A 23,029-nucleotide genomic window follows, 5' to 3' on the forward strand; every position below is an offset into this window, starting at 1 on the left:
TGTCCGAAAGACTCGGACACGCAAATATGAAAGTAACTACTGATACTTATCTTCATGTCACTGAGAAGATTGAGGATGATGCCTTATCCCTTTTCGAAAATTATATTCAGGATTAATAACCGGGCAAAAACCGGGCAATCATCATCCTCAACGCTTCTTAACCCCTTCTACATGGGGTTATCCAATACTTCCTTCCATTTCGAATCTAATCAAACGGTTCATTTCGACGGCATATTCCATCGGCAATTCTTTTGTGAATGGCTCTATAAAGCCCATCACGATCATTTCTGTTGCTTCTTCTTCACTCAAACCGCGGCTCATCAAGTAGAAGAGTTGTTCTTCGGATACCTTTGATACCGTTGCCTCGTGCTCGAGTGCGATATTATCGTTCATGATTTCATTGTACGGAATCGTATCGGACGTAGAATCTTTATCCATAATCAAGGTATCGCATTCGATCTTGGATTTTGACCCTTTCGATTTCCGTCCAAAGTGGGAAAGTCCGCGGTACGAAACTTTTCCGCCATGTTTGGAAATCGATTTGGAAACAAGCGTTGACGAACAGTTCGGTGCCAAATGGTAAGCTTTGGCGCCTGCATCCTGGTGTTGGTTTTTACCTGCAATGGCAATGGAAAGAACATTTCCGCGCGCACCTTCGCCTTTCATGAGGATCGAAGGATATTTCATCGTAAGCTTGGAACCAAGGTTGCCGTCGACCCATTCCATTGTCGCGTTTTCATCCGCGGTGGCACGTTTCGTTACAAGATTGTAAACGTTCGGTGCCCAATTCTGGATCGTTGTATAACGGCAATAGGCATCTTTTTTCACGATGATTTCAACAATCGCGCTGTGAAGGGAATCCGTTGAAAAAATAGGTGCCGTACAACCTTCAACGTAATGCACGGAGCTTCCCTCGTCGGCAATGATCAGCGTACGCTCAAATTGTCCCATATTTTCAGAGTTGATACGGAAGTACGCTTGAAGCGGGGAATCGGCTTTCACACCTTTTGGCATGTAAATAAAAGAACCACCGGACCATACTGCCGAATTTAGGGCCGCAAATTTGTTATCACTCGGAGGGATGACGGTTCCAAAGTGTTTGCGGAAGAGCTCTTCGTTTTCTTTTAGAGCTGTGTCTGTATCTTTAAAAATGATCCCTTGCTCTTCAAGGTCTTCTTGCATGTTGTGGTAAACAACTTCAGATTCATATTGGGCGGATACACCGGCCAAATATTTTTGTTCAGCTTCCGGAATGCCCAACTTATCGAAAGTGTTTTTGATCTCCTCCGGAACTTCATCCCAAGATTTTTCCGTGCGCTCCGATGGTTTTACATAATACGTGATGTCATCGAAGTTCAGTTCGGAAAGGTCGCCGCCCCATTGAGGCATCGGTTTTTTATAAAATACCTCTAAAGCCTTCAGGCGGTATTCAAGCATCCATTCCGGCTCTTCTTTCATCTCGGAGATTTCCCTTACGATATCTTCAGTCAGGCCACGTTCTGAACGGTATACGGAAACATCCTTATCATGAAAACCATATTGGTATTCCTCTAGATCAGGCATTTTCTTTGCCATATGAATGACCTCCTTTTAGTAGTTCAGGCTTAAACACCCTGTAACCAAATCATTCTTTATCTAAACCTTTTTCCATTGCTTTCCAGGCTAATGTTGCGCATTTAATGCGGGCAGGAAACTTCGTAACGCCTTGCAACGCTTCAATATCGCCAAGTTCATATTTCTCATCGTCATAATCTTCACCTTGGACCATTCCCGAAAAAATATCGGATAATTCCAGCGCTTCATCGACCGTTTTGCCTTTTACGGTTTCCGTCATCATTGATGCTGACGATAGACTGATGGAGCATCCTTCCCCTGTAAATTTTGCATCATTTACAACCCCGTCATTCACATGCAAGTGCAGTTGAATTTTATCTCCGCAGGAAGGATTATTCATATTGACCGTCAGCGCATCATCAAGCAATTCCCCTCGATTACGCGGATTTTTGTAATGGTCCATAATGACTTGTCGATACAACGCATCAAGATTATTATTCTGCATAGACATCGCCGAAATACTCCTTTGTGGTAACGAGCGCGTCTACGAGCGCGTCTACATCTGCTTCTGTATTGTAAAGGTAAAAACTTGCCCGGGCTGTCGCGGCAACATCCAGCCAATTCATGAGAGGTCGTGCACAATGATGGCCAGCGCGAATGGCTACGCCTTTCGTATCAAGAACCGTGGCGGTATCATGAGGATGAACCCCTTGAATATTGAAGGTGATGATCCCTGCCCGCTCGTTTGCAGGCGGACCGTAAACTTCAATATCATCATGGGCAGCAAGCTGATCCATCGCATATTGTGCCAGTTGCTGTTCATGTGTTTTTATATTGTCTAACCCTATATCGTTTAGAAAATCGATAGCTGCATTTAGGCCAATCGCTCCGGCAATAATCGGAGTGCCGCCCTCAAACTTATGAGGGACTTCCTTCCATGTTGCATCATAAAGGCCGACTTCGTCAATCATTTCTCCGCCAAATTCAAATGGCTCCATGTCTTCCAGCAATGCTTTCTTTCCGTATAATACGCCAATTCCGGTCGGTCCGCACATTTTATGTGCTGAGAATGCGAAAAAATCACAATCGAGGTCTTGAACATCCACAGGGGTGTGCGGCGTGCTTTGAGCACCGTCCACAATCATGACCGCTTCATTTTCATGCGCGATTTTCGTCACTTCTTTAATCGGGTTCATCGTGCCGAGCACATTAGACACATGCACCATCGCTACGATTTTCGTGCGCTCACTGATGGTAGACCGTGCCGATTCTACGGAAACCGTACCGTCCGGTTGTAACGGAATATATTTCAACTCGGCGCCGGTTGCCTTCGCGACCTGTTGCCACGGGATTAAGTTGCTGTGGTGCTCCATAGGGGTAAGAACGATTTCATCCCCTTGTTTCAGGTTGGCACGTCCATAGCTGGCAGCAATGGTATTGATCGCTGTCGTGGTGCCGCGCGTAAATACAATTTCCTCTCTTTGCCCGGCATTGATAAAGGTTTGCACTTTATCGCGGGCACCTTCATACCCATCGGTGGCCACCGAGCTGAGCGTATGCACACCTCGGTGGACATTGGAGTTGTAACGTCGGTAATAATCCTCGAGCGCTTCAATCACCGATCTCGGTTTTTGCGCTGTAGCCGCATTGTCCAAGTAAATGAGCGGGCTGCCATTAACTTCCTGGTCTAAAATCGGAAACTGTTCACGCACATCCTGTACGTTCAACATTAATAAACTTTCCTTTCAATGACTTCCCCAACCTGTGTTTTAACAGCTTCAATCGGCAATGCGCCTACGACGGGTTCCAAAAATCCATGGATGATTAACCGTTCGGCTTCGGCTTGTGAAAGACCCCGGCTCTTCATGTAGAACATTTGAATAGGATCTATTTTACCGACGGACGCCGCGTGCCCTGCGGTTACTTCATCTTCATCAATTAACAAGATCGGGTTGGCGTCTCCGCGCGCTTTCGACGAAAGCATGAGCACGCGTCCCGTTTGTTCACTGTGGGAGTTCGTTCCGCCTTTTTCAATCTTGTTGATCCCGTTGAATATCGAAGTTGCGCTATCTTTCATCACGCCGTGGGTAAGGATATACCCTTCGGTTTGCTTCCCGTGCGCCACGACATCACTCGTAAAGTTTTGCGTTTGATTGCCACGGCCGACATGGACGGTTTTTGTATCGCCATAAGAACCGTCTCCCATGAGGTAAGTGGTATTCTCGGAAATTGTGTGGCCTTCGTTCATTTGGCCGAGCGCCCATTCAATCCGGGCATCTTTGGCCAACGTTGCTCGTCGCAGAACATAGGAGGTTACGCCGCTTTCGAGATTATCCACCGCACCGTATTTAATCTTCGACCCTTGGCCACCATGCACTTCCGTAACAACGTTGGCATTGGCTTCGTCTTCCGTATATGAGACGTAGTTTTCCAGGTATGTCAAGCTGCTGTTCGCTTCTGTCACCATGAGCACGTGGTTGAAAAGGCCTGTTTTTACATCGTCTTGCCAAAAGATCGTGTGGATTGGCGTCTGCAATTCCACGTTTTTCGGGACATAAATGAAAACTCCGCCGTTCATCAGTGCTGTATGCAACGCAGTTAACCGGTTTTCATTTGTTTTCACGGCATCGCTCATCAAATACTTCTCGACAAGGTCGCCATGCTCTTTCACAGCTGTCTCGATGTCGGTAAAAATAACCCCGTTATCGGAAAGCTCTTGCGCAACTTTAGTAAATGCCGTTTTCCCGTCCCGTTGAACAATTAGATTTTGGATATCTTTTTCTTCTCCCGCTAGACGTGTCACTTTTTCGGGGAGATCGGAAAAGCGTTGACTTTCCGGTTCATCCGCTTCGATTTTTTCAAAGGTCGTAAACTTCCATCTTTTTAAACTTGTTTTATCAGGGTTCGGCATCGGCAAATTTTCTGCATCTGCCAATGCTGCTAATCGTTTCTCCGCTAACCAAGCGGGTTCCCCTCGTTTTTCCGACCATAGTTTAACTGTCTCATTGTCAAACGTCCATTTTGTTTCAACAGCCATCGTTCGTCACCTCCTACCTTTACGCTTCCTGACTTTGCCCTACACGCTCATCTTCAATGCCGAGTTCTTCTTTGATCCAGTCGTATCCTTCATTTTCAAGACGCTGAGCCAGTGATGCATCTCCGGATTTAACGATGCGCCCTTGCATGATGACATGGACATAGTCCGGCTCGATGTAGTTAAGCAGACGCTGATAGTGGGTAATAATCAAGCATCCGAAATCGTCGGAACGCATGCTGTTCACGCCTTTGGAAACAACCTTTAATGCGTCAATGTCAAGGCCGGAGTCAACTTCGTCCAAAATTGCAATCTTCGGTTCCAACATGAGAAGTTGCAGGATTTCATTCCGCTTTTTCTCCCCGCCGGAGAAACCTTCGTTTAGATAGCGAGTCGAGAACGCTTCATCCATGTCGAGGGTCTCCATTTGTTTATCCATCTTTTTGATGAACTTCATCAACGGAATTTGATCGCCTTCTTCACGATTCGCATTCATCGATGTACGCAGGAAATCGGATGTCGTTACACCGGTAACTTCGCTTGGATATTGCATAGCGAGGAACATACCGGCCCGCGCGCGCTCGTCCACTTCCATTTCAAGGACATCTTCGCCGTCGAGCTCGACACTTCCCTTTGTAATTTCATAACTTGGATGGCCCATGATTGCTGAAGCAAGGGTTGATTTCCCTGTACCGTTCGGACCCATAATGGCGTGAATTTCACCGCCATTTATTTCTAAATTGAAACCTTTAATAATCTCGTTTCCTTCAATTTCAACGTGCAAATCTTTAATTTTCAACGTTGATCCAGCCATTTTAAAACCTCCATTTATCATACTGCAACGAAATCCGTTGCGAATGTTTCTCAATCTATCATCATTATTAGTTTATAACAAATTCAATCTTCATTCAAGGGATTAGGCATATATCTTCAACGAATCATATCTCCTTTCTTTAAGGGCAAAACCTGCAAAATAAATTTGCCCCACACACGTTATTAGACTTCCACTTCCTATTATGAAGGTTTGTGCGACACGTTTCAAACATTAGCCGCCGAAATGGCGCAATAAAGAAAACGCCTGATCCAAAGGTTACCAGACGTGCTTTTTTATTCTCATTCATTATCAATTGCCGCTTTCATGAACCGGCATCAAACGTTCCAATGGCGTCACGCACTACGGTGACCGCCTGGCTTAAGGCTGCGTCGCCGCCAAAGGAAACCGCCACCCCTACAGCTTCCATCATTTCCTCTTCACTGCAATCTTCATCAATGCAGTTTTTCGTGTGATTAATAATGGAATATTCTTCGTTCATACAAACACTAATCGCAAGGGCGATGAGGTATTTATCTTTGGCTTTCAGTTCCCCTTCCGAAAAACACGTTTCCACAAACGCATTGTATTTTCTTGTGAGTTTCGGCAGCTGCCCCGATAAATAGCTCATCCCATCTTTGTATTCCTGCAAGGCTTCATCAATAAATGTGTCCTCTTGTGCCATCGGTTCATCTCCCTTTATTAAAAAAGTCTTTTCATTCCGATTAGCATGTGCAAGAAAAGGAAAAAAATACATACACCTGAATTATTCATACCTCCAAGTAAAAGCGTGAACGAACATCAAAGCTAACGATTTCTCGGTTTGGTTCAAAAAATGAGGTGTGATGATTAGCATTGTGACGAAGTATAGCGTCAAGCGCTGAAAAATGCCCTTTTTGGGACATACGTCTCCCTTGGTCTTGAAGTGGCTTTTAAAAAAAGAGGAGCGATCACATGTCACTCTAGTCTTAACCTTTGAATACGATTGAGCACATTCCAGAAAAAGGTTTCATAGACAAAGCTTGAAGATAATTTGAAATAAAGCGAACGCCCTGATTTCACCAATTTGCTTGCCACTTTGATGATCTTTGATCGTATGGTTTGGATTTGCATGCGTTTTTGTTCTTTCGGAAAACAAAGGGTGCGTAGCCAGTTGGTTAAATTGTAAGCTAATAAACTGAACATCATCCTTGTTTCGTTAGCCTGAAACGAGTGGCTGCTCATTCGATCCAGGTCAAAACCATTTTTGGCTTCCTTGATATAATTCTCCATCGTTCCGCGTTTTTGGTAGGAACGGACGATATCCTTGGGGGAGAAGGCATCGAACAGGCTTGTCACAAAGAAGGCATGCTTAAAAAACAATTCACCTGCCGGACGAACGGATTGAATGATGACTTTTCTGGGCTTGGCCCATGATTTGGCTTGGTATTCGGTTTCCTCATAATAGCATTCGGTTTGTGTAACGTCAGATGGCGGCGTTGCCGGATGCAGTTCATCGGCTAGTCGTTGCAGGTTGGCGTTGGATTTCAAACGAATGACATAATAGACGGATTCGTCTTCAAGTAACTCATACAGCTCTGGAACCGCAAAGCCACTGTCCCCACGCAGAAATGGGATCGTTTCCGGAAACATTTCATTGTAATGGGTGATCAGGGGCTTTACAAAATCCACAACCCCATTAGATGTATAGACGTTGCCTGGTCGGAGTTGAGCCTTCATAAAATCACCGGTTATACCATCGAAAGCAACGAGAGGATGATAGCCGACGGTTCCATAATGCGCATTGTAATCGGTCGATTCTTGTTCGCCGTATGTATCGGCATGCGTGGAGTCCAAATCAAAGATAAGACTTTTTGAGCCCCTCGCTTGATGAACTTTATCTAAAAGCTCCTGGTTAGCTTGATTTAATTGTTTGATAGATGCTGTGTCAAACCGAGCAAAAAATCGGGATAAACTGGGTTGAGAAGCTAACGCATCCGTTCCAATGATTTGCCTAAACACGGGATCATCCGTTAATTGATCCGCCGCATCATCTTCATCATAGCCGGCAATCATCTGATAAATCTTTTGACGAAGCATGTGCTCATTCGAATGCACATGATACAGTCTCTCGTCTTGAAGGTGCAGATGTTTATCCAGGGTATGGAAAAATCCAAGTTTTTCATCGAATTCTCGAAATAAGACCTCTCCTGTATCAGAGGAAAGAGCACCTCCATCATTCGACAGCTTCATTTTGCGATTGAAATCCAGGGTTATTTGCGTTAAAGTAGCCATTAGAAGAATCCTTTCTGTGGTTATTTTGGGATAATTTAACTCTAACAGAAATGGATTCTTTTTTCATTTATTTGATGAATACTTAATTCAGGTGAATGCCTTGATAGCCAAGGTTTCGTAAGTCACTTTGGAATTTCTATGAATAGTTCAGGATACATTTTCATCCGTATGCCTCCCCATAAAAAACATCCGCAAATCCTGCGGATGTTTTAGTTGGCCCTACTCCTTATTCGTCGACGGGCACGACTGCTCCATCATACTCTTCTTCAATAAAATCCTGAACTTCCTCCGACTGCAAAACCTCTACTAGGGTAGCGATGTCTTCGTCGTCTTCATCCCCGCTGTTCACCGCAATCACATTCACATACGGATTATCAGAATCTGCGGATTCCGATTCAATTGAATCTTCAAGTGGAGACAAGTCATAGTCGATGGCATAGTTGGAGTTAATCAACACAGCGTCGCCTTCGTTATTTTCATAGGCTTGCGGCAGGAGTGCCGCTTCATATTGTGGTTCAAACTCGTAGTCATTCGGATTCTCTTCGATATCATCAATGGTCGCTTCCACTCCATCAACATCCCCCAGTTCAATCAGGCCTGCATCTTCAAACATTGTCAACACACGGCCATGATCAGCTACGGAATCGCTCATGAGGATGGTTGCCCCTTCCGGTAATGCTTCAAGGCTGTCATATTCCTGGCTGTATACACCGATCGGTTCAATATGAACGCCGCCGGCATCAACAAAGTCATAACCGAATTCATCCATCTGGTCCTCGAGGAATGGAATGTGTTGATAAAAGTTTGCATCTAGGTCCCCGTTATCAAGCGCCTGGTTGGGCAGCACGTAGTCATTGAACGTTTCAATTTCCAAATCGATTCCTTCTTCGGCAAGTTGATCTTCCGCAACCTCGAGAATTTCAGCATGAGGCACGTTAGTGGCACCAATGACCAACTCAGAGCTCTCTTCACCTTCATCAACTTCCGTGTCCCCGCCATTTTCATTAGCTTGCTCCTCGTCAGCGGTTTCCTCATCCGCGCCACAAGCGACAAGCACAGTCGACAATGTCCCTAAAGCGATCAGTTTATAAAACTTATTCAATTCGATTCTCCCCTTACCTTTTATCTATTTTGCGTGTAACAATGTCTCCGATTCCTTGAACAATAAAAACGATCACTGAAATGATGACGGTCGCTACGATCGTCACATCCGTGCTATTTCGCTGAAAACCGTCCCGAAATGCCAGGTCCCCTAAACCGCCGGCTCCAATTACTCCCGCCATCGCTGTATAGCTGACGAGCAGGATCGCGGTAACCGTAATGCCGGAGACAAGCGCCGGCAACGATTCCGGAATGAACACTTTAAAAATAATTTGCCTTTGGTTTGACCCCATTGATCTGGCTGCTTCCACAACTCCTTTGTCCACTTCGCGCAAACCGATTTCCACGAGGCGGGCATAAAAAGCTGCCGAACCGATCACGAGCGCCGGCAGAGCCGCATTCGGCCCAAGCATTGTTCCCATAACAAAATTCGTAAATGGAATAAGCAAAATGATCAATATGATGAATGGCACGGAACGAAAAATATTTACAAATCCGGTGCTAGCGCTGTTTACCATTTTATTTTCCCAAAGTTGGCCTTTCGAAGATAAGAAAAGAATGAGACCAAGAATGATGCCCAAGAAAAAAGTAAACACGATCGCGATCCCGCTCATATAAAGTGTCTCCCAGGTGGCTTCCAGCATGTTTCCCCAATCAACGTTTTCAAGCATCGGCAATCACCTCTGCTTCCACCCGGTGATCGTGCAGAAATTGAATGGCTTCTTTTAGTTGCTCCTCATCACCATCAACGGATACGTACAAACTGCCATAGCTTCCATGTTGAGTCTTGGCAATATTCCCCTGTAAAATATTCACCGTCACACCAAACGAGCGGATTAATTCGGATACAACCGGTTTTTCTGCGTCGTCTCCGACAAACGTCAAGCGGATAACAGTCCCCTCTTCCCGTTTGAGCTGCTCTTCGATGGCTTCATTGGAATCTTCCGGGTCGGTGACTTGCTTGACGAATGTTTTCGTAATCTCTTGCTGGGGATTCTTAAAGACATCCAACACATTTCCAAGCTCGACGATCCTGCCATCTTCCATTACGGCAACACGTGAACAAATTTTTTGGACGACTTGCATTTCATGGGTGATGATTACGATCGTGAGCCCTAGCTTCTGATTAATATCGTGGAGCAAATCGAGAATCGCGCCGGTGGTTCGCGGATCAAGCGCGGAAGTTGCCTCATCGCACAAAAGCACTTTCGGCTCATTGGCAAGCGCCCGGGCGATACCGACCCGTTGCTTCTGTCCGCCGCTCAGCTGGGAAGGATAAGATGCTTCCCGGCCTTTTAAACCAACGAGATCAATCAACTCTTCTACACGCTCATAACGTTTGGCCTTGGAAATACCGGCAACTTCAAGGGGAAAAGCAATATTCTCCCGAACGGTTCGCGACCAAAGGAGATTAAAATGCTGAAAGATCATGCTGATCTCTTGCCTCGCGCCCCTTAAATCTCGATTGGAAAGATTCAACATATCATTTTCCGCAATTTTTAACGTCCCGGTAGTGGGCGCTTCCAACCGATTCAGGAGCCGCACAAGCGTACTTTTCCCTGCACCGCTGTACCCAACAATCCCGAAAATTTCTCCCTTTTCAATGTCGAGATTAATCTCTTTCACCGCTTCAATGGAGTGATCTTTTAATTGAAAAGTTTTCGAGACGTTATTCAGATGTATCAGCAGCATGACCTCCTTTCTTTTTATTTCCTACTATCCTGATAAGCTCAGTGTAGTTTCATCAAAAAAATAAACCTTTTGCCCTACGATGAGCAGAAAGGTTACGCAAGATTTCTGTCTCATCTTCCAAGGATAAGCACCTTGCAGGAATTGGCACCTTTGTAATCGCAATTACTGGTTGCCGGGCTTCATCGGGCCAGTCCCTCCGCCTCTCCGGATAAGAATAGTATTCACTATGAATGCATTTATTTTAGCACCAGCCCCCAAACGTGTCAATGCATACGATCGGCGGCCGTCAGACATAAATGAATCTATAATTATCAAAGTTGGCGCGTTACAATAGATGTAGCAACATCTTCGGAAAGGAGTTTTCCATCATGTATGAGCAGTTAGCAACTTTGCGGGAGTCGGATCAGGCCGAATGGCTAACGGCGAAGCTCGTCGCTCTCGATAGCACGAACGGGAGCACGGGGGAAATCAATATATCCAATGAAATACATAAAATGATTCGTTCCTTTCCATATTTCCAAAAACACCCGGAACACATTTGGTTACAGACAATCCCTAATGATAAACGCAAGAATGTTTTCGCTTTTTTGCCTGGAACGTCGAACGAAAAAGAAACAATTCTTTACCATGCCCATTATGACACGGTGGGCATTGAAGATTATGGCACACTAAATGCGCAAGCATTCGATCCGGAGGCATTGCTCGCACATTTTGCCTCGGATATGCAAAATGAGGAAATACGGGAAGATGCCGCATCCGGCGATTGGTTGTTCGGGCGAGGAACGGCGGACATGAAAAGCGGGATTGCCGTTCACCTCGTGAACCTGCTTCGATACGCGGAACACGAGCGACCAGCGGGAAATATCCTCTTTCTCATCACAGCCGATGAAGAAAGCGAACACGCGGGCATGACGGCTGCAGTCACAGAATTACAACGACTCCGAAGCGCTTGGGGGCTTTACTATAAGGCCGCCATCAACAATGACTATATTTCTCCTCAGTATGAAGGAGACGACACGCGATATATGTACACGGGCACGTGCGGAAAAATATTGCCGTGTTTTTATGTAGCCGGAAAAGAAAGCCACGTCGGCGACACAATGACGAAGGTGAATCCAACGTCGATAACATCGAAGTTAAACTTGGAACTTCATAACAATGCCGAGATCGCCGAACATATAGAAGACGAATTCATTTTGCCGCCAACCTGTTTGTATCAACGGGACAACAAGCAAGCGTATGACGTGCAAACCGCAACGAGCGCTTACATCTACTTTAATTTTTGTTTATATGAACGCACCGTACGTGAAGCTACAGCACAATTGTTGGATATCGCCCAAACATCTGCAGAAGAAGTGTCAAAAGAATACGAGAACCGATATCACAACTATATGAAACGAATGGGAAGAGAACCGAAAGACTACGATTGGTCGATCGAAGTCACTACGTTTGATGCTTTTAAGAAGGAGTTGGAAGCGTTAAACGTCCCGGTTGCCGATACGATCCGCCATACATCGCACATTTTCCGACACCTCGACATTCGCGAGCGTTTTTTCAAGATTGTAGAAGCGATGCAAATGTTGGATCCTGCCCGCAAACCGAGAGTCGTTCTTTTTTATGCAGCTCCATTTCTTCCCCATAATTACTTACAAAAAGGGGTGGAAAGGCATGACCGCATATTGGAAGCACTCTCGGAATCGCTGAAAGTCTCCGAAAAAGAAAGCGGAGAAACCTATCGCGTTCGTCGCTTTTTTCCTTTTATTTCTGATAGTAGCTATCTCGCTATCCAGGAAAGCGATGAAGAAATGACCGCTCTTGTTGATAACTTCCCGCGATGGGGAAATCAAAACGACGCATACAATATACCCATCGAAGAGATTCGCGACCTAAACATCCCTGCTCTCAACATGGGGGTGTACGGAAAAGATGCCCACCAATGGAGCGAGCGTCTGTACAAACCTTTTAGTTTCCGGATTTTACCGGGGTTGATCCGGGACGTGACAGCCCGTATCTTCGAAAAATAAACGCTTTTTCAGGGAGGTTCCGTTATATGGCCGGGCTGCATTGTAATCATTGCGAGAAGAAAATACCTTATCAAACACGCGCAAAAAAACGTTTAAAAGAATCTTTGATCACTTGCCCCCATTGCTATGAGGAGAATACCCTCAATCCAAACTTGCTCAAATTGGCCAAATTAACCTTTTACGTCACGGTCAGTTTTGTGCTGGCTGCCCTTGTTTACGATTTTTTGCGTGATTTTACATTCGATCCTGTGCTTACGTTTTATATTGGGATGGTTCCCTTGCTCATTTATCCGTTGATCGCAATATTTCTTGTTCGAGTGGAACCGGATTGAAAATGAAAAGCACTGTACGTTTCTATACGCACAGCGTTAAAATTACAGATTAAATTACTAAGTGGATACGATTTCCGGATGGGTCTGAGGTGACAAATGTGCCGTTTTCCTCAGAAACTTCAGCCCCGGTTTTTTCGACATCAGCGATTACCCGCTCTCTCGCGTCCGCATCGGGGAGCCTTAATGTAAAGAATTTTAAACCGGTACTATTAGCCTCAGGCGCGGGTGCACCCGCGCCCATCCAAGTATTTAAGCCGAGATGGTGATGGTAGTCTCCGGTGGAGATGAAAAGCGCTTGACCTCCCAATTGACTGACAACTTCAAAGTCGAGCCCTTTCGTATAAAATTCCTTCGTCTCCTGCAAGTCTGAAACATGTAAATGGATATGCCCCATAATCGTGCCGGCGGGAAGCCCTTTCCACGTCTCGCCCTTTTTCTTTTCGGCCAAAAGATCCTGGAAATTTAACGGATCTACAGCCATCGCCACTTGCCCGTTGTTCCATTTCCATTTCGAAGGATGGCGGTCTGCATAGATTTCAATTCCGTTCCCGTCCGGGTCCGCTAAATAGAGGGATTCACTCACTAAATGGTCTGAAGATCCGATTTGAATGCCTTTTTCGACAAAATGATGGACAATATCCGCCAAATCGGAACGGCGCGGCAAAAGAAGGGCATAGTGGTACAGCCCTGTTGCTCTTCCCTGTTTCGGCGCCGGGTTATCCAGTTCTTCGACTGTTAACAAGCTCGTTTTTCCGTCTGCCGTTAATTCAGCAGTCGTTTTTGTTTGTTCCAGAATGTTAAAACCGATCACTTCTTGATAAAAGTGAAGCGAACGCTCTAAATCTTTCACCTTGACCGTTACATGCTCGACAAATGTATTCGGTTTGCTGTGATACCCCATTTTTCCTATCCCCTTTATTTTTCCTGTCCTTCTTTCACCATAGACGTTACTGTAACGGTTCGTTTTGCTTGATCTTTTACGGCTTCCTGCACGTCTTCCTGCATCCCTTCATCTCCAACGGTTACACTTGTGCCATAAGGGTTCCCGCCTGATGAAAAAGCGACTGGACTTGTATATCCCGGTGCAGCAATGATTGCACCCCAATGCATCATCGTTGTATACAGGTGCTTAACCGTTTTTTCCTGGCCACCGCGAGGGTTCCCGGCCGAGGAAATTCCGCTTGCCACTTTATTGACAAGCTTCCCTTGCCCCCAAAGTCCACCTGCCGTATCAAGAAATTGTTTCATTTGCGATGGCAAATTACCGAAACGCGTTGGCGTGCTGAAAATAAATGCGTCCGCCCATTCCAGATCGTCGACAGAGGCTTCCGGCACATCTTTCGTTTCCTCCAAATGCGCTTTCCAAGCCGAATTTGAATCAATCGCTGTTTGTGGAGCAAGTTCGGCAACTTTCACGAGTTTCACCTCGGCTCCCTCTTGTTTGGCTCCCTCCTCTGCCCATTTTGCCAATTGATAATTTGTTCCTGTAGAGCTGTAATAAATAACTGCTACTTTCACCTTTGGTTGTTCCTTTTGTTTTGAGTCTGATTCTGAGTCTGTTTTCTTTTTTTTGCCAAATAGTTTGTCAAAAAGACCCATTTAAAACACCTCCGTTTATGCTTATAATTTTATGTTTCCGCAAATTTAAGCTGGGAATGATTACCTCGAAAAAGAATATTGTCCACCGACAAAGGGATGTTGTTCGCTAAAAAGATATAAATAGCCATAGCCAGCAATGCTAAGTCATAAGCAAATCCATTCGTACTGCCCTAGTAAATAACTTACCTTATGTAATTAACTTTAGTTTAATTATTAACTTATGTCAATATAGATTGTTACGTAAAGTAATTTTTTATGCTAAAATAATAAGCAAGGAGTGATGGAATGATGACCTCTACTCAACTCTGTCCTAAATTCGAAAAAGCAATGAGTATTTTAAGTCAACGATGGACTGGACTTGTGATTTTTCAGTTACTAAATGGTCCGCAACGATTTTGTACAGTTGAAACCGCGATTGGGATTAGCGGCCGACTCTTGTCAGATAGATTGAAGAACTTAGAGAAAGAAGGAATCGTGAAACGAGAAGTGTTTCCGGAAACACCGATTCGCATTGAGTATTCATTAACAGCAAAAGGATTGGCTTTGGAACCTTTGATGAATGAATTGGAGCATTGGTCGCAGACGTGGCTGGAAACGTAAGCATCTATTTTTATGCGAAGTGGGAGAGGAGTAATCAGGAATGCCGGTTTTCCAAATAAAAAAAGCGGAGCCGTTCCTCACTGGAAGCGGATCCGCTTTTTTTTATTAATCTTCGCCAACCATTTCATCATATGCCTCGGCACTCATCAATTGGTCCAACTCAGCTTTATCGGAAAGCTCGACGACCACCATCCATGCTTTGTCATACGGGGATTCATTAACAAATTCCGGGGAGTCTTCCAGTTCTTCATTAATTTCCAATACTTTGCCGCTTACCGGCGCGTACAGTTCGGAAACGGTTTTTACCGACTCCACACTGCCAAATGGCTCATTCACTTCAATCTGATCGCCCACTTCCGGAAGCTCAACGAATACGATGTCCCCCAGTTCATCTTGCGCGAAGGTTGTAATCCCAATTCGAACATTGTCTCCTTCTTCTTTTACCCATTCGTGTTCTTGCGAATACTTTAATTCTTTTGGTGAAGCCATGCTATCTCCTCCTGTTCAAACTATTTTTTCCAATTATCGAGAAACTCCGCTTCCTTAAACCCAAGCGTAACTGTTTTCCCATTGGTCACAATCGGCCGTTTGACCAGCATCCCGTCTGACGTTAACCAGTCGATGATCGTTTCTTCATTTGCTTCCGGAAGCTTGTCCTTCAGGCCCATTTCGCGATATTTTTTCCCGCTCGCATTAAAGAACTTCTTCCATTCCAGTCCGCTCTTTTCCTTTAGGTCTTGGAGTTCTTCACGTGTCGGCGGTTCCTTAACAATATGTCTTTCTTCATAGGACACCTCATGGGCATCCAGCCACTTCTTCGCTTTTTGGCATGTGCCGCATGGTGGATAACTAAAAACGGTAAGCAAATCTCAACCTCCTTTATGTACCGCAACGGTTCACTCATCATTATACGATATTTTTACAAACGTTTATACTGTAGAGATTGAAAAATTTCCCCGTTTCATGGATCAGATATATTATAATAGATATATCTATCGACAAAAAAGGAGCTTTCTCCCATGGCTACCCGAGCGCTATCGTTCATTCAAGGAAGCTGGCAATTGCTGCGATTCATGGCCGTCGCCTCTTCAAGTTTTGCAACTATTCTATCCACGATGCTTCCGCTCAGCTTATATTACTCGATTTCGGCAGATTTCCTCATACCGCTTTTTATGCTTTTAATCGGTGGGGCGCTCTTATTCCACGGTGTCCTTACCCATATATTAAACGATGTCTCCGATTATAAATCAGGCACGGACGAACACAGTCCGGCCATTCTCTCGGGCGGAAGCCGCGTTACGCAGGATGGGTATTTCTCCGTGGATGACCTAAATAAGCTTGGCAACCGTCTGATCTATGCAATTATCATTTCCTGTATTATATTTACTTTCCTTGGTTCTTACACCATTTCCATTTTGTTATTGATTGGTCTATGGGCAGCCGTTTCCTATTCACGGCTTCCGTTACTGCTCAGTTACCGTCCGTTTGCCGGGGAGGTGTTCAGTTTATTTCCATCTATGCTGGCGCTTGGATTGGCAGGCGCCTTGCTGGCATTGGATGGGATCCCTGTATGGGCGTGGCAAAACGCAGCTGTCAATGCACTCTTTTGTGTGTCATGGGTTATGGTCCACCACATCCCTGACCGGAACGCCGATCAACAAGCATCGCCAAAGAAACGAACAACTGTCGTATGGGCAATGGAGAAATTTGGGCAGACATATAGTCGATTACCGGCTTTGTTTTATCTTTTTTTAACCGGAACAGGTGTTTTTTGGCTGGGAACGGAACGGCTATGGGCCGCCTTGGGGCTGCTTGTAATTGTCACCGCCTCAATCATTATTGTGAAAAAAATGAATGTAAATGATGAACAACAGGTAGCCACTAGCGAAAAAATTATGCTGCTGTTAGCCATCGTCAATGCAATCTGGCTGGGGATTTTCATTTAAATAGGGTTCTTAAAGAATTCTTTTAGGATTATTAAAGGATGCTACATCGATACTAAATCATAAAACCCGCGCCATATCAAGGACGCGGGTTTTCTTCATTATACTTCATATTTTTTCTTCGCAATTACTCTGTCCGCGATTTCCCGCTTCAAACCAATCACATTTACCGGTGTGCGGCGGGTAAGTTTTCTCAACATGGAAAGCATGGTGCGCAAGGTATCCCCTTCTTCCATGTGAATGAGGGATTCTTTTACGTCTGCTTCAATGCTTTGCAATCCTTCTTCACAAATAACTTGCGTGAGCAACAGTTTCATTGTTTCGTTTTCAACGCCATTTTTTTCAATGGCCTTTTCCGTACGCGCGATCGCGGATTCCATATTGTAAATCTCATTGACAATATCTGCTGTATTCAAAAGAAGTTCCTGTTCGTCTTCGATGTTCTCTCCATACTTTTGCATGGCATTGCCGGTGCCCATTAGGAATATTTTCTTCGCATTAGCGAGTAGATACTTCTCTTTTTCCAGTGGTTCGTCTCCCGGTTCTTCCGGCATAAAACTCATCAGTTCTTCTTGCAAACCGGTTGCCTGTTCAAGGAAAGGCAGTTCCCCTTTCATTGTTTTCCGGATTAATGTTCCCGGAACGAGCAAGCGGTTAATCTCGTTAGTCCCCTCAAAAATACGGTTTATACGGGAGTCGCGATACATACGCTCCACTTCGTATTCTGCCATAAATCCGTAGCCGCCGTGAATTTGCACCGCTTCATCCGCCGTGTAATCCAACGTTTCCGAACCGGAGACTTTCGTTAACGAGCATTCAATGGCATATTCGGCAATGCCTTTCGCGATACGTGAACCATCTTCTTGTTCTTCTTCCGTCAACTCGCCAAGTTGCTTCTCAAACAACCCGCCGGTGCGATAAATCGCGCTTTCAAGGGCAAACGTTCTCGCAGTCATTGAAGCCAGTTTCTCCTGGATCGTTGTAAAACGGGCAATCGGGGTATTAAACTGCTTGCGCTCGGTTGCGTAAGATGCTGCCAATTCAATGGCGCGCTTGCTCCCCCCGAGACATCCGACACCAAGTTTGTAACGGCCCATGTTCAAGATATTAAAAGCGATGATATGCCCGCGCCCGATTTCACCGAGCACATTTTCTTTCGGCACCTGAACATCTTCAAGAATGAGGGTCCTTGTCGATGATCCTTTAATGCCCATTTTCTTTTCTTCGGGTCCGGTTGAAACACCGTCATATTCACGCTCCACAATGAACGCGGTAAATTTGTCGCCGTCGATTTGGGCGTAAACGATAAATACGTCGGCGAAGGCCGAGTTGGTGATCCATTGCTTCTCCCCGTTCAAAACGTAATGAGTATCTGCATCGTTTAACACAGCCGTTGTTTTCGCACTAAGCGCGTCGGAGCCCGAACTAGGCTCGGTTAACGCGTAAGCTGCAATTTTTCTTCCGCTCGCGAGATCCGGAAGGTATCTTTTCTTCTGCTCTTCATTACCGAAAAATACAATCGGCTGGGATCCAATGCCAACATGAGCGCCGTGACTGAGCGAAAAGCCGCCCGCTCCGGAAAACTTTTCGGTGATGAGGGTTGAACTGATTTTATCAAGACTGAGCCCTTCATATTTTTCGGGGACATCCGCACCGAGCAACCCAAGTTTTCCGGCTTTCGCCAAAAGATCCCGGGAGACCTCAAATTCATGGTTTTCAATACGGTCGATCTGCGGCCCTACATCTCCTTGGACGAAGTCCTCCGTCGTCTTCGCGATCATATTGTGTTCTTCCGTGAATTCCTCCGGTGTAAACACATCATTTTTGTCCACTTCTCCCAGTAAAAAGCCGCCGCCTTTAATGCTTGTTTTCATGGTTTCCGCCATTAGTGATCTCTCCCTTATCCTTATAGTAATTCAAACACGCCTGCTGCACCCATGCCGCCGCCGATACACATTGTGACGATGCCAAACTGCTCGTTTCTTCGCTTCATTTCGTGAATCAATGAGAGCGTGAGCTTCGTGCCGGTACAGCCGAGTGGATGTCCGAGCGCAATCGCTCCGCCATTGACATTCACCTTGTCATGATCAATCCCCAGTTCGCGAATGACCTGCAAGGATTGGGAAGCAAACGCTTCATTTAATTCGAATAGGCCAATGTCCTCTTTGCTCAACCCTACAATATCAAGCACTTTCGGGATGGCTTCGACGGGACCGATGCCCATCACCTCGGGACGCACACCGGAAACTGCCATGCCGCGAAACTTGGCAAGGGGTTTCAGACCGTCTGCTTCTGCCTTCTCGCGATCCATGACGAGCACGGAGGCTGCGCCATCGCTCGTTTGCGAGGCGTTCCCTGCAGTCACACTCCCTTTCGGGTGAAACACCGGACGCAAGCCGCTAAGTTTTTCTGCCGTTGTATCCGGCCGTACCCCTTCATCACGGGAAAACGTAATTGTTTTTTCCTGCAGCTTGTTGTCGCTTCCAACGGACCGTTGCGTGACTTCTACCGGGACGATTTCTTCTTCAAATCGGCCTGCCTCAATCGCTGCCGCTGCCCGCTTATGGCTTTCCGCCGCAAACGCATCTTGATCTTCCCGGCTCACATCAAACTCTTGCGCCACTTGTTCAGCCGTATGGCCCATCTGCATGTAGTATTCCGGGGCATCCTCCACGAGTTTCGCGTTAGGCGCGATCACATGGCCACCCATCGGAATAAGGCTCATCGACTCAGCGCCACCGGCAATGGCCGCTTTCGAGTGGCCGAGCATGATACGTTCAGCAGTATACCCAATGCTTTGCAAGCCGGAAGCGCAATAACGATTAATCGTCGCGGCAGGTACGGTATAAGGCAATTCTGCCAACGCGGAAATATTACGGGCCATGTTCATCCCTTGTTCTGCTTCAGGCATGGCACACCCGATCACGACATCGTCGATTTCCGAAGGATCATAATCCCCCGCCCTTTTTAACGTTTCTTGAATCGTTACCGCTGCATAGTCATCCGGCCGTGTCTGCGCAAGAGTTCCTTTTTGTGCTTTTCCTACGGGTGTCCGTGCTCCAGCTACAATAACCGCTTCTTTCAACAGCTTCCCCTCCTAATCTTTGTATCATTTTTTCATATATTAATTGCGCAAAGGTTTTCCTGTTTTTAACATGTGTTGCATTCGCTGTTGTGATTTCGGTTCGGCAATTAAACTTAAAAATGCTTCCCTTTCCAAGTCCAACAAATAATCTTCATCGACTTTCGTTCCTTTCGGCACACGCCCGCCGGCGATCAAGAAGGCAAGTTTGCCAGCGATTTTCAAGTCGTGATCGCTGATTTGGCCGCCGGTTCGCAAAGACTTGGCGCCGAGAAGCATCGTTGCATAGCCGGTTTCACCGACGACGGGAATCGGCTGGCGAACCGGGGGTTGATATCCTTTTTCATGCAGTTCTTGCACCTTTTGTTTCGCGTACCAAACCGTGTGTTTGCTATTGGCGATGATGTCATCACGATCGCTCATAAATCCGTTTTCCGCTGATTCTTGTGCCGATGTTCCCACTTTGGCCATGGCAATTTTTTCAAAGACGGCATTCGCTACCGGTTGCAGATCAATGCCTGCATCCTCGGGCATCTTTTCAAGTTCGCGAATGTATAATTCTTTATTTCCGCCTCCGCCCGGAATGAGACCGACACCGGTTTCCACCAAACCCATGTACGTTTCTGCAGACGCCTGGACACTAGCGGAAGGCAAGCAAATTTCCGCGCCACCGCCGAGGGTCATTTGGAAAGGGGCGGCAACAACGGGCTTTCCACTGTATCGAATCCGCGCGGTCATGCCCTGAAAACGCCGGATAACCATATCGAGCTCGTCAAAGGCATCATCTTGCGCTTCCATGAGCATCATCATAAGGTTAGCGCCGACACAGAAATTCTTTCCTTTGTTGGCAATCACGAGCCCTTTGTAATTTTTTTCAACCTCATCAATCGCCTTGTTCACCATTTGGATGACGTCTAATCCAATCGAATTGTTCGGCGATGTAAAGGTAAGTGCCGCTACATCGTCACCGATATCGGTAAGCACAGCTCCTGAGTTTTTCGTGATGACGTTATCTTCGTTTTTCAGAAGCGTCGCTACATCGATTTCTTTTTCATTGATATCCGGTTTTTGATAAGCACCTTTGTGGTAAAATTCACCGGCGGCGTTGTAAAAACTCTTATAACCAGCGTTGAGCATATCTTTCACCCACGCCGGAACATTTTCGCCTTCTTCGTCCATCTTTTTAACGGAACGTTCAACATCGAGGGCGTCCCAGACTTCGAATGGACCGAGATCCCAACCGAAACCCCACTTCATGGCGTTGTCGATCGCCGCGATATCGTTGGCGATTTCATCGCTTTTTTCCGCTGAATAAAGCAACGAGGCTTTTAAAGTGTCCCAGGTGAATGTCCCGGCTTTATCATCGGCATACGCGAGCGCCTGAATTTTCGCCGCTTTTCCTTTTGCTTGTTCCGCGGCTTGGACCGAAGGCGCTTTTAATTTTTGGCCTTGTCGATACTCCATTGTTTCAGGGTCAAGTTCCAAAATTTCTTTGTTTTCGCCCTTCCCTTTTTTCAAATAAAAGCCTTGCCCGGCTTTTGCGCCGATCCAGCCTTTTTCCGCCATGTCTTTCAGGAACTGTGGAGGGTCGAAAATATTTCGTTCTTCGCCATCCACCTGATCGTAGACATTGCGGGCAACATGCAAAAATGTGTCCAAGCCAACGACATCAAGCGTTCGGAACGTCGCGCTTTTCGGACGGCCAATCAACGGGCCTGTAATGGAATCCACCTCGGTGATCGACAATCCCAATTCATTCATTTTTTGGACACTGACGAGAAGCCCGTAGGTCCCAATACGGTTACCGATAAAGTTAGGCGTGTCTTTCGCTTCCACGACTCCTTTCCCGAGCACTTCCTCAGCAAACGTTTTCATATTTGCCAGCACAGCGGCATCGGTATCTTTTGTCGGGATAACCTCAAGCAAGTGAAGGTAACGCGGCGGATTGAAAAAATGGGTGCCCATAAAATGGCTTCGGAATTCTTCCCCTCGCCCCTCGGCCATGGCATTGACTGAAATCCCGGATGTATTTGAAGTCACGATAGTGCCGGGCGAACGATGTTGCTCAACGTTTTCAAAAAGTTGCTGCTTGACTTCCAATTTCTCCACAACGACTTCAATAATCCAATCCACGTCGGCAAGATGTTCGATGTCATCTTCCAAGTTCCCGACTTCAATTTTGTTTGCATTTTTCTTGGATGCAAGTGGCGCGGGATTTTGCTTGAATAACTTTTGTTTGTTCCCGGCCGCGAGCCTGTTGCGGACGGCGCGGTCGTCCAAGCTTAGTCCTTTTGCTTTTTCATCATCAGTTAATTCATTAGGGACGATATCAAGAAGCAATACCGGAATGCCTACGTTGGCAAGATGAGCGGCAATGCTGGAACCCATGACACCGGAACCCAGAACTGCTGCACGTTGGATATCTTTCTTCATCATTAGCCTCCCCTTTTTTGAATGAATGTTCATTCATTATAACTTAGCACGAAATTATAAAAGTATACTGCCAATATACTTTTATAATAAACGTGAAACCATTATCTATCTATACTATAAAAGATTTTTCGTTTCTTAGCAATACACATTCATTTATTTTTGAGCCGCTTACATATTTCTTTTCCGCTTGGTGAAGCTAGCAAATAGCCAAGGTTAAAGGAGGAATGGAAATTGGACATGCAACAGCAACCCGGGCAGTCCGGTCAGCAAAACATGATGATGGAGCCACCTCAGGTGCTTTCCACAAAGGATCAGCTCTACCTCTCTGATATGTTGAACTGGAACCTTATTGCAGCAAAAAAAGCAAACTTTTACGCAGGGCAATGTAACGATAACGACATTAAAAGCGCCTGCCAGCGTGTAGCGCAAATGCATGAAAAACATTATCAAACGTTTCTTTCCCAACTGCAACAACATACGCAATAAAGGAGATGAGACCGATTTCAGGGCAAAAAATACAAAATCCGCAAACAACTGTCCCGAATACGCA

The 23,029-nt window shown here is 45.8% G+C and carries 22 protein-coding genes and 1 riboswitch; of the genes, 5 read left to right on the forward strand and 17 right to left on the reverse strand.

Annotated features, from left to right (window positions below):
- Positions 1-177: 177 nt before the first annotated feature.
- The 10 genes from sufB to EPH95_RS09280 form a co-directional block, all read right to left on the reverse strand.
- Complete coding sequence (gene sufB, locus EPH95_RS09235; protein WP_142089336.1) at positions 178-1,575, reverse strand: Fe-S cluster assembly protein SufB; 1,398 nt, start codon at positions 1,573-1,575, stop codon at positions 178-180.
- Between the two features lie 49 nt (positions 1,576-1,624).
- Entirely contained in the window at positions 1,625-2,059 is a 435-nt protein-coding gene (gene sufU, locus EPH95_RS09240) for a Fe-S cluster assembly sulfur transfer protein SufU (RefSeq protein ID WP_142091566.1), read from the reverse strand.
- Positions 2,049-3,281, reverse strand: coding sequence for a cysteine desulfurase (locus EPH95_RS09245; protein WP_142091565.1), 1,233 nt, complete (start codon positions 3,279-3,281; stop codon positions 2,049-2,051). Before EPH95_RS09245 ends, sufU begins: the two co-directional genes overlap by 11 nt.
- 2 nt (positions 3,282-3,283) lie before the next feature.
- A complete protein-coding gene (sufD, locus tag EPH95_RS09250) occupies positions 3,284-4,591 on the reverse strand; it encodes a Fe-S cluster assembly protein SufD (RefSeq protein ID WP_142089338.1) in 1,308 nt (435 codons plus the stop codon).
- A 19-nt stretch (positions 4,592-4,610) separates the two neighbouring features.
- Positions 4,611-5,402, reverse strand: coding sequence for a Fe-S cluster assembly ATPase SufC (gene sufC / locus EPH95_RS09255; RefSeq protein ID WP_142089340.1), 792 nt, complete (start codon positions 5,400-5,402; stop codon positions 4,611-4,613).
- 322 nt (positions 5,403-5,724) lie between these two features.
- On the reverse strand, positions 5,725-6,084 hold the full coding sequence (locus EPH95_RS09260) for a carboxymuconolactone decarboxylase family protein (protein ID WP_142089342.1): 360 nt from the start codon (positions 6,082-6,084) through the stop codon (positions 5,725-5,727).
- 272 nt (positions 6,085-6,356) lie between these two features.
- The gene (locus tag EPH95_RS09265) at positions 6,357-7,673 is read right to left on the reverse strand and encodes an IS1380 family transposase (protein ID WP_142089345.1); all 1,317 of its coding nucleotides are present in this window, start codon (positions 7,671-7,673) and stop codon (positions 6,357-6,359) included.
- Positions 7,674-7,899: 226 nt separating this feature from the next.
- A complete protein-coding gene (locus EPH95_RS09270) occupies positions 7,900-8,775 on the reverse strand; it encodes a MetQ/NlpA family ABC transporter substrate-binding protein (protein WP_142089347.1) in 876 nt (291 codons plus the stop codon).
- A gap of 13 nt (positions 8,776-8,788) precedes the next feature.
- Entirely contained in the window at positions 8,789-9,445 is a 657-nt protein-coding gene (locus EPH95_RS09275) for a methionine ABC transporter permease (protein WP_142089349.1), read from the reverse strand.
- Positions 9,438-10,460, reverse strand: coding sequence for a methionine ABC transporter ATP-binding protein (locus tag EPH95_RS09280; protein WP_142091567.1), 1,023 nt, complete (start codon positions 10,458-10,460; stop codon positions 9,438-9,440). Before EPH95_RS09280 ends, EPH95_RS09275 begins: the two co-directional genes overlap by 8 nt.
- A gap of 113 nt (positions 10,461-10,573) precedes the next feature.
- Positions 10,574-10,681, reverse strand: a riboswitch (SAM riboswitch).
- A 153-nt stretch (positions 10,682-10,834) separates the two neighbouring features.
- Here EPH95_RS09280 and EPH95_RS09285 point away from each other — a divergent pair.
- Both EPH95_RS09285 and EPH95_RS09290 read left to right on the forward strand, forming a co-directional pair.
- Positions 10,835-12,490 (forward strand): M20/M25/M40 family metallo-hydrolase, encoded by a 1,656-nt coding sequence (locus tag EPH95_RS09285; RefSeq protein ID WP_142089351.1) that lies wholly within the window; start codon positions 10,835-10,837, stop codon positions 12,488-12,490.
- A gap of 26 nt (positions 12,491-12,516) precedes the next feature.
- Positions 12,517-12,822 (forward strand): hypothetical protein, encoded by a 306-nt coding sequence (locus EPH95_RS09290; RefSeq protein ID WP_142089353.1) that lies wholly within the window; start codon positions 12,517-12,519, stop codon positions 12,820-12,822.
- Between the two features lie 49 nt (positions 12,823-12,871).
- On the opposite strand, the gene EPH95_RS09295 is transcribed toward EPH95_RS09290, so the two are convergent.
- On the reverse strand, positions 12,872-13,723 hold the full coding sequence (locus EPH95_RS09295; RefSeq protein ID WP_142089355.1) for a VOC family protein: 852 nt from the start codon (positions 13,721-13,723) through the stop codon (positions 12,872-12,874).
- A gap of 14 nt (positions 13,724-13,737) precedes the next feature.
- A complete protein-coding gene (gene wrbA, locus EPH95_RS09300; protein WP_142089358.1) occupies positions 13,738-14,421 on the reverse strand; it encodes an NAD(P)H:quinone oxidoreductase in 684 nt (227 codons plus the stop codon).
- A gap of 288 nt (positions 14,422-14,709) precedes the next feature.
- Here wrbA and EPH95_RS09305 point away from each other — a divergent pair, with 288 nt between their 5' ends.
- The gene (locus EPH95_RS09305) at positions 14,710-15,021 is read left to right on the forward strand and encodes a winged helix-turn-helix transcriptional regulator (RefSeq protein WP_142091568.1); all 312 of its coding nucleotides are present in this window, start codon (positions 14,710-14,712) and stop codon (positions 15,019-15,021) included.
- Positions 15,022-15,126: 105 nt separating this feature from the next.
- On the opposite strand, the gene gcvH is transcribed toward EPH95_RS09305, so the two are convergent.
- Together gcvH and EPH95_RS09315 are read right to left on the reverse strand one after the other, a co-directional pair.
- Positions 15,127-15,510: a glycine cleavage system protein GcvH gene (gcvH, locus tag EPH95_RS09310; protein WP_142089360.1), complete on the reverse strand. Its 384-nt coding sequence runs from the start codon at positions 15,508-15,510 to the stop codon at positions 15,127-15,129.
- Positions 15,511-15,530: 20 nt separating this feature from the next.
- Entirely contained in the window at positions 15,531-15,887 is a 357-nt protein-coding gene (locus EPH95_RS09315; protein ID WP_142089362.1) for an arsenate reductase family protein, read from the reverse strand.
- 153 nt (positions 15,888-16,040) lie between these two features.
- Between EPH95_RS09315 and EPH95_RS09320 the strand changes: the two genes are divergently transcribed.
- Positions 16,041-16,967 (forward strand): prenyltransferase, encoded by a 927-nt coding sequence (locus EPH95_RS09320; protein ID WP_142089364.1) that lies wholly within the window; start codon positions 16,041-16,043, stop codon positions 16,965-16,967.
- 98 nt (positions 16,968-17,065) lie between these two features.
- Here the strand turns inward: EPH95_RS09320 and EPH95_RS09325 are convergent, their stop codons facing one another.
- From EPH95_RS09325 to EPH95_RS09335, 3 genes are read right to left on the reverse strand one after another with little or no spacing between them, the layout of a single operon-like run.
- Positions 17,066-18,850, reverse strand: a complete 1,785-nt coding sequence (locus EPH95_RS09325; protein ID WP_142089366.1) for an acyl-CoA dehydrogenase family protein — start codon at positions 18,848-18,850, stop codon at positions 17,066-17,068.
- A gap of 20 nt (positions 18,851-18,870) precedes the next feature.
- Positions 18,871-20,049, reverse strand: coding sequence for an acetyl-CoA C-acetyltransferase (locus EPH95_RS09330; protein ID WP_142089369.1), 1,179 nt, complete (start codon positions 20,047-20,049; stop codon positions 18,871-18,873).
- 39 nt (positions 20,050-20,088) lie between these two features.
- A complete protein-coding gene (locus EPH95_RS09335; RefSeq protein WP_142091569.1) occupies positions 20,089-22,479 on the reverse strand; it encodes a 3-hydroxyacyl-CoA dehydrogenase/enoyl-CoA hydratase family protein in 2,391 nt (796 codons plus the stop codon).
- Positions 22,480-22,716: 237 nt separating this feature from the next.
- Between EPH95_RS09335 and EPH95_RS09340 the strand changes: the two genes are divergently transcribed.
- Positions 22,717-22,965 carry a hypothetical protein gene (locus EPH95_RS09340; protein WP_142091570.1) on the forward strand — a complete coding sequence of 83 codons (249 nt, stop codon included), beginning with the start codon at positions 22,717-22,719 and terminating at the stop codon, positions 22,963-22,965.
- Positions 22,966-23,029: the final 64 nt, after the last annotated feature.

It is taken from the genome of Salicibibacter halophilus (assembly GCF_006740705.1).
Lineage (GTDB): Bacteria > Bacillota > Bacilli > Bacillales > Marinococcaceae > Salicibibacter > Salicibibacter halophilus.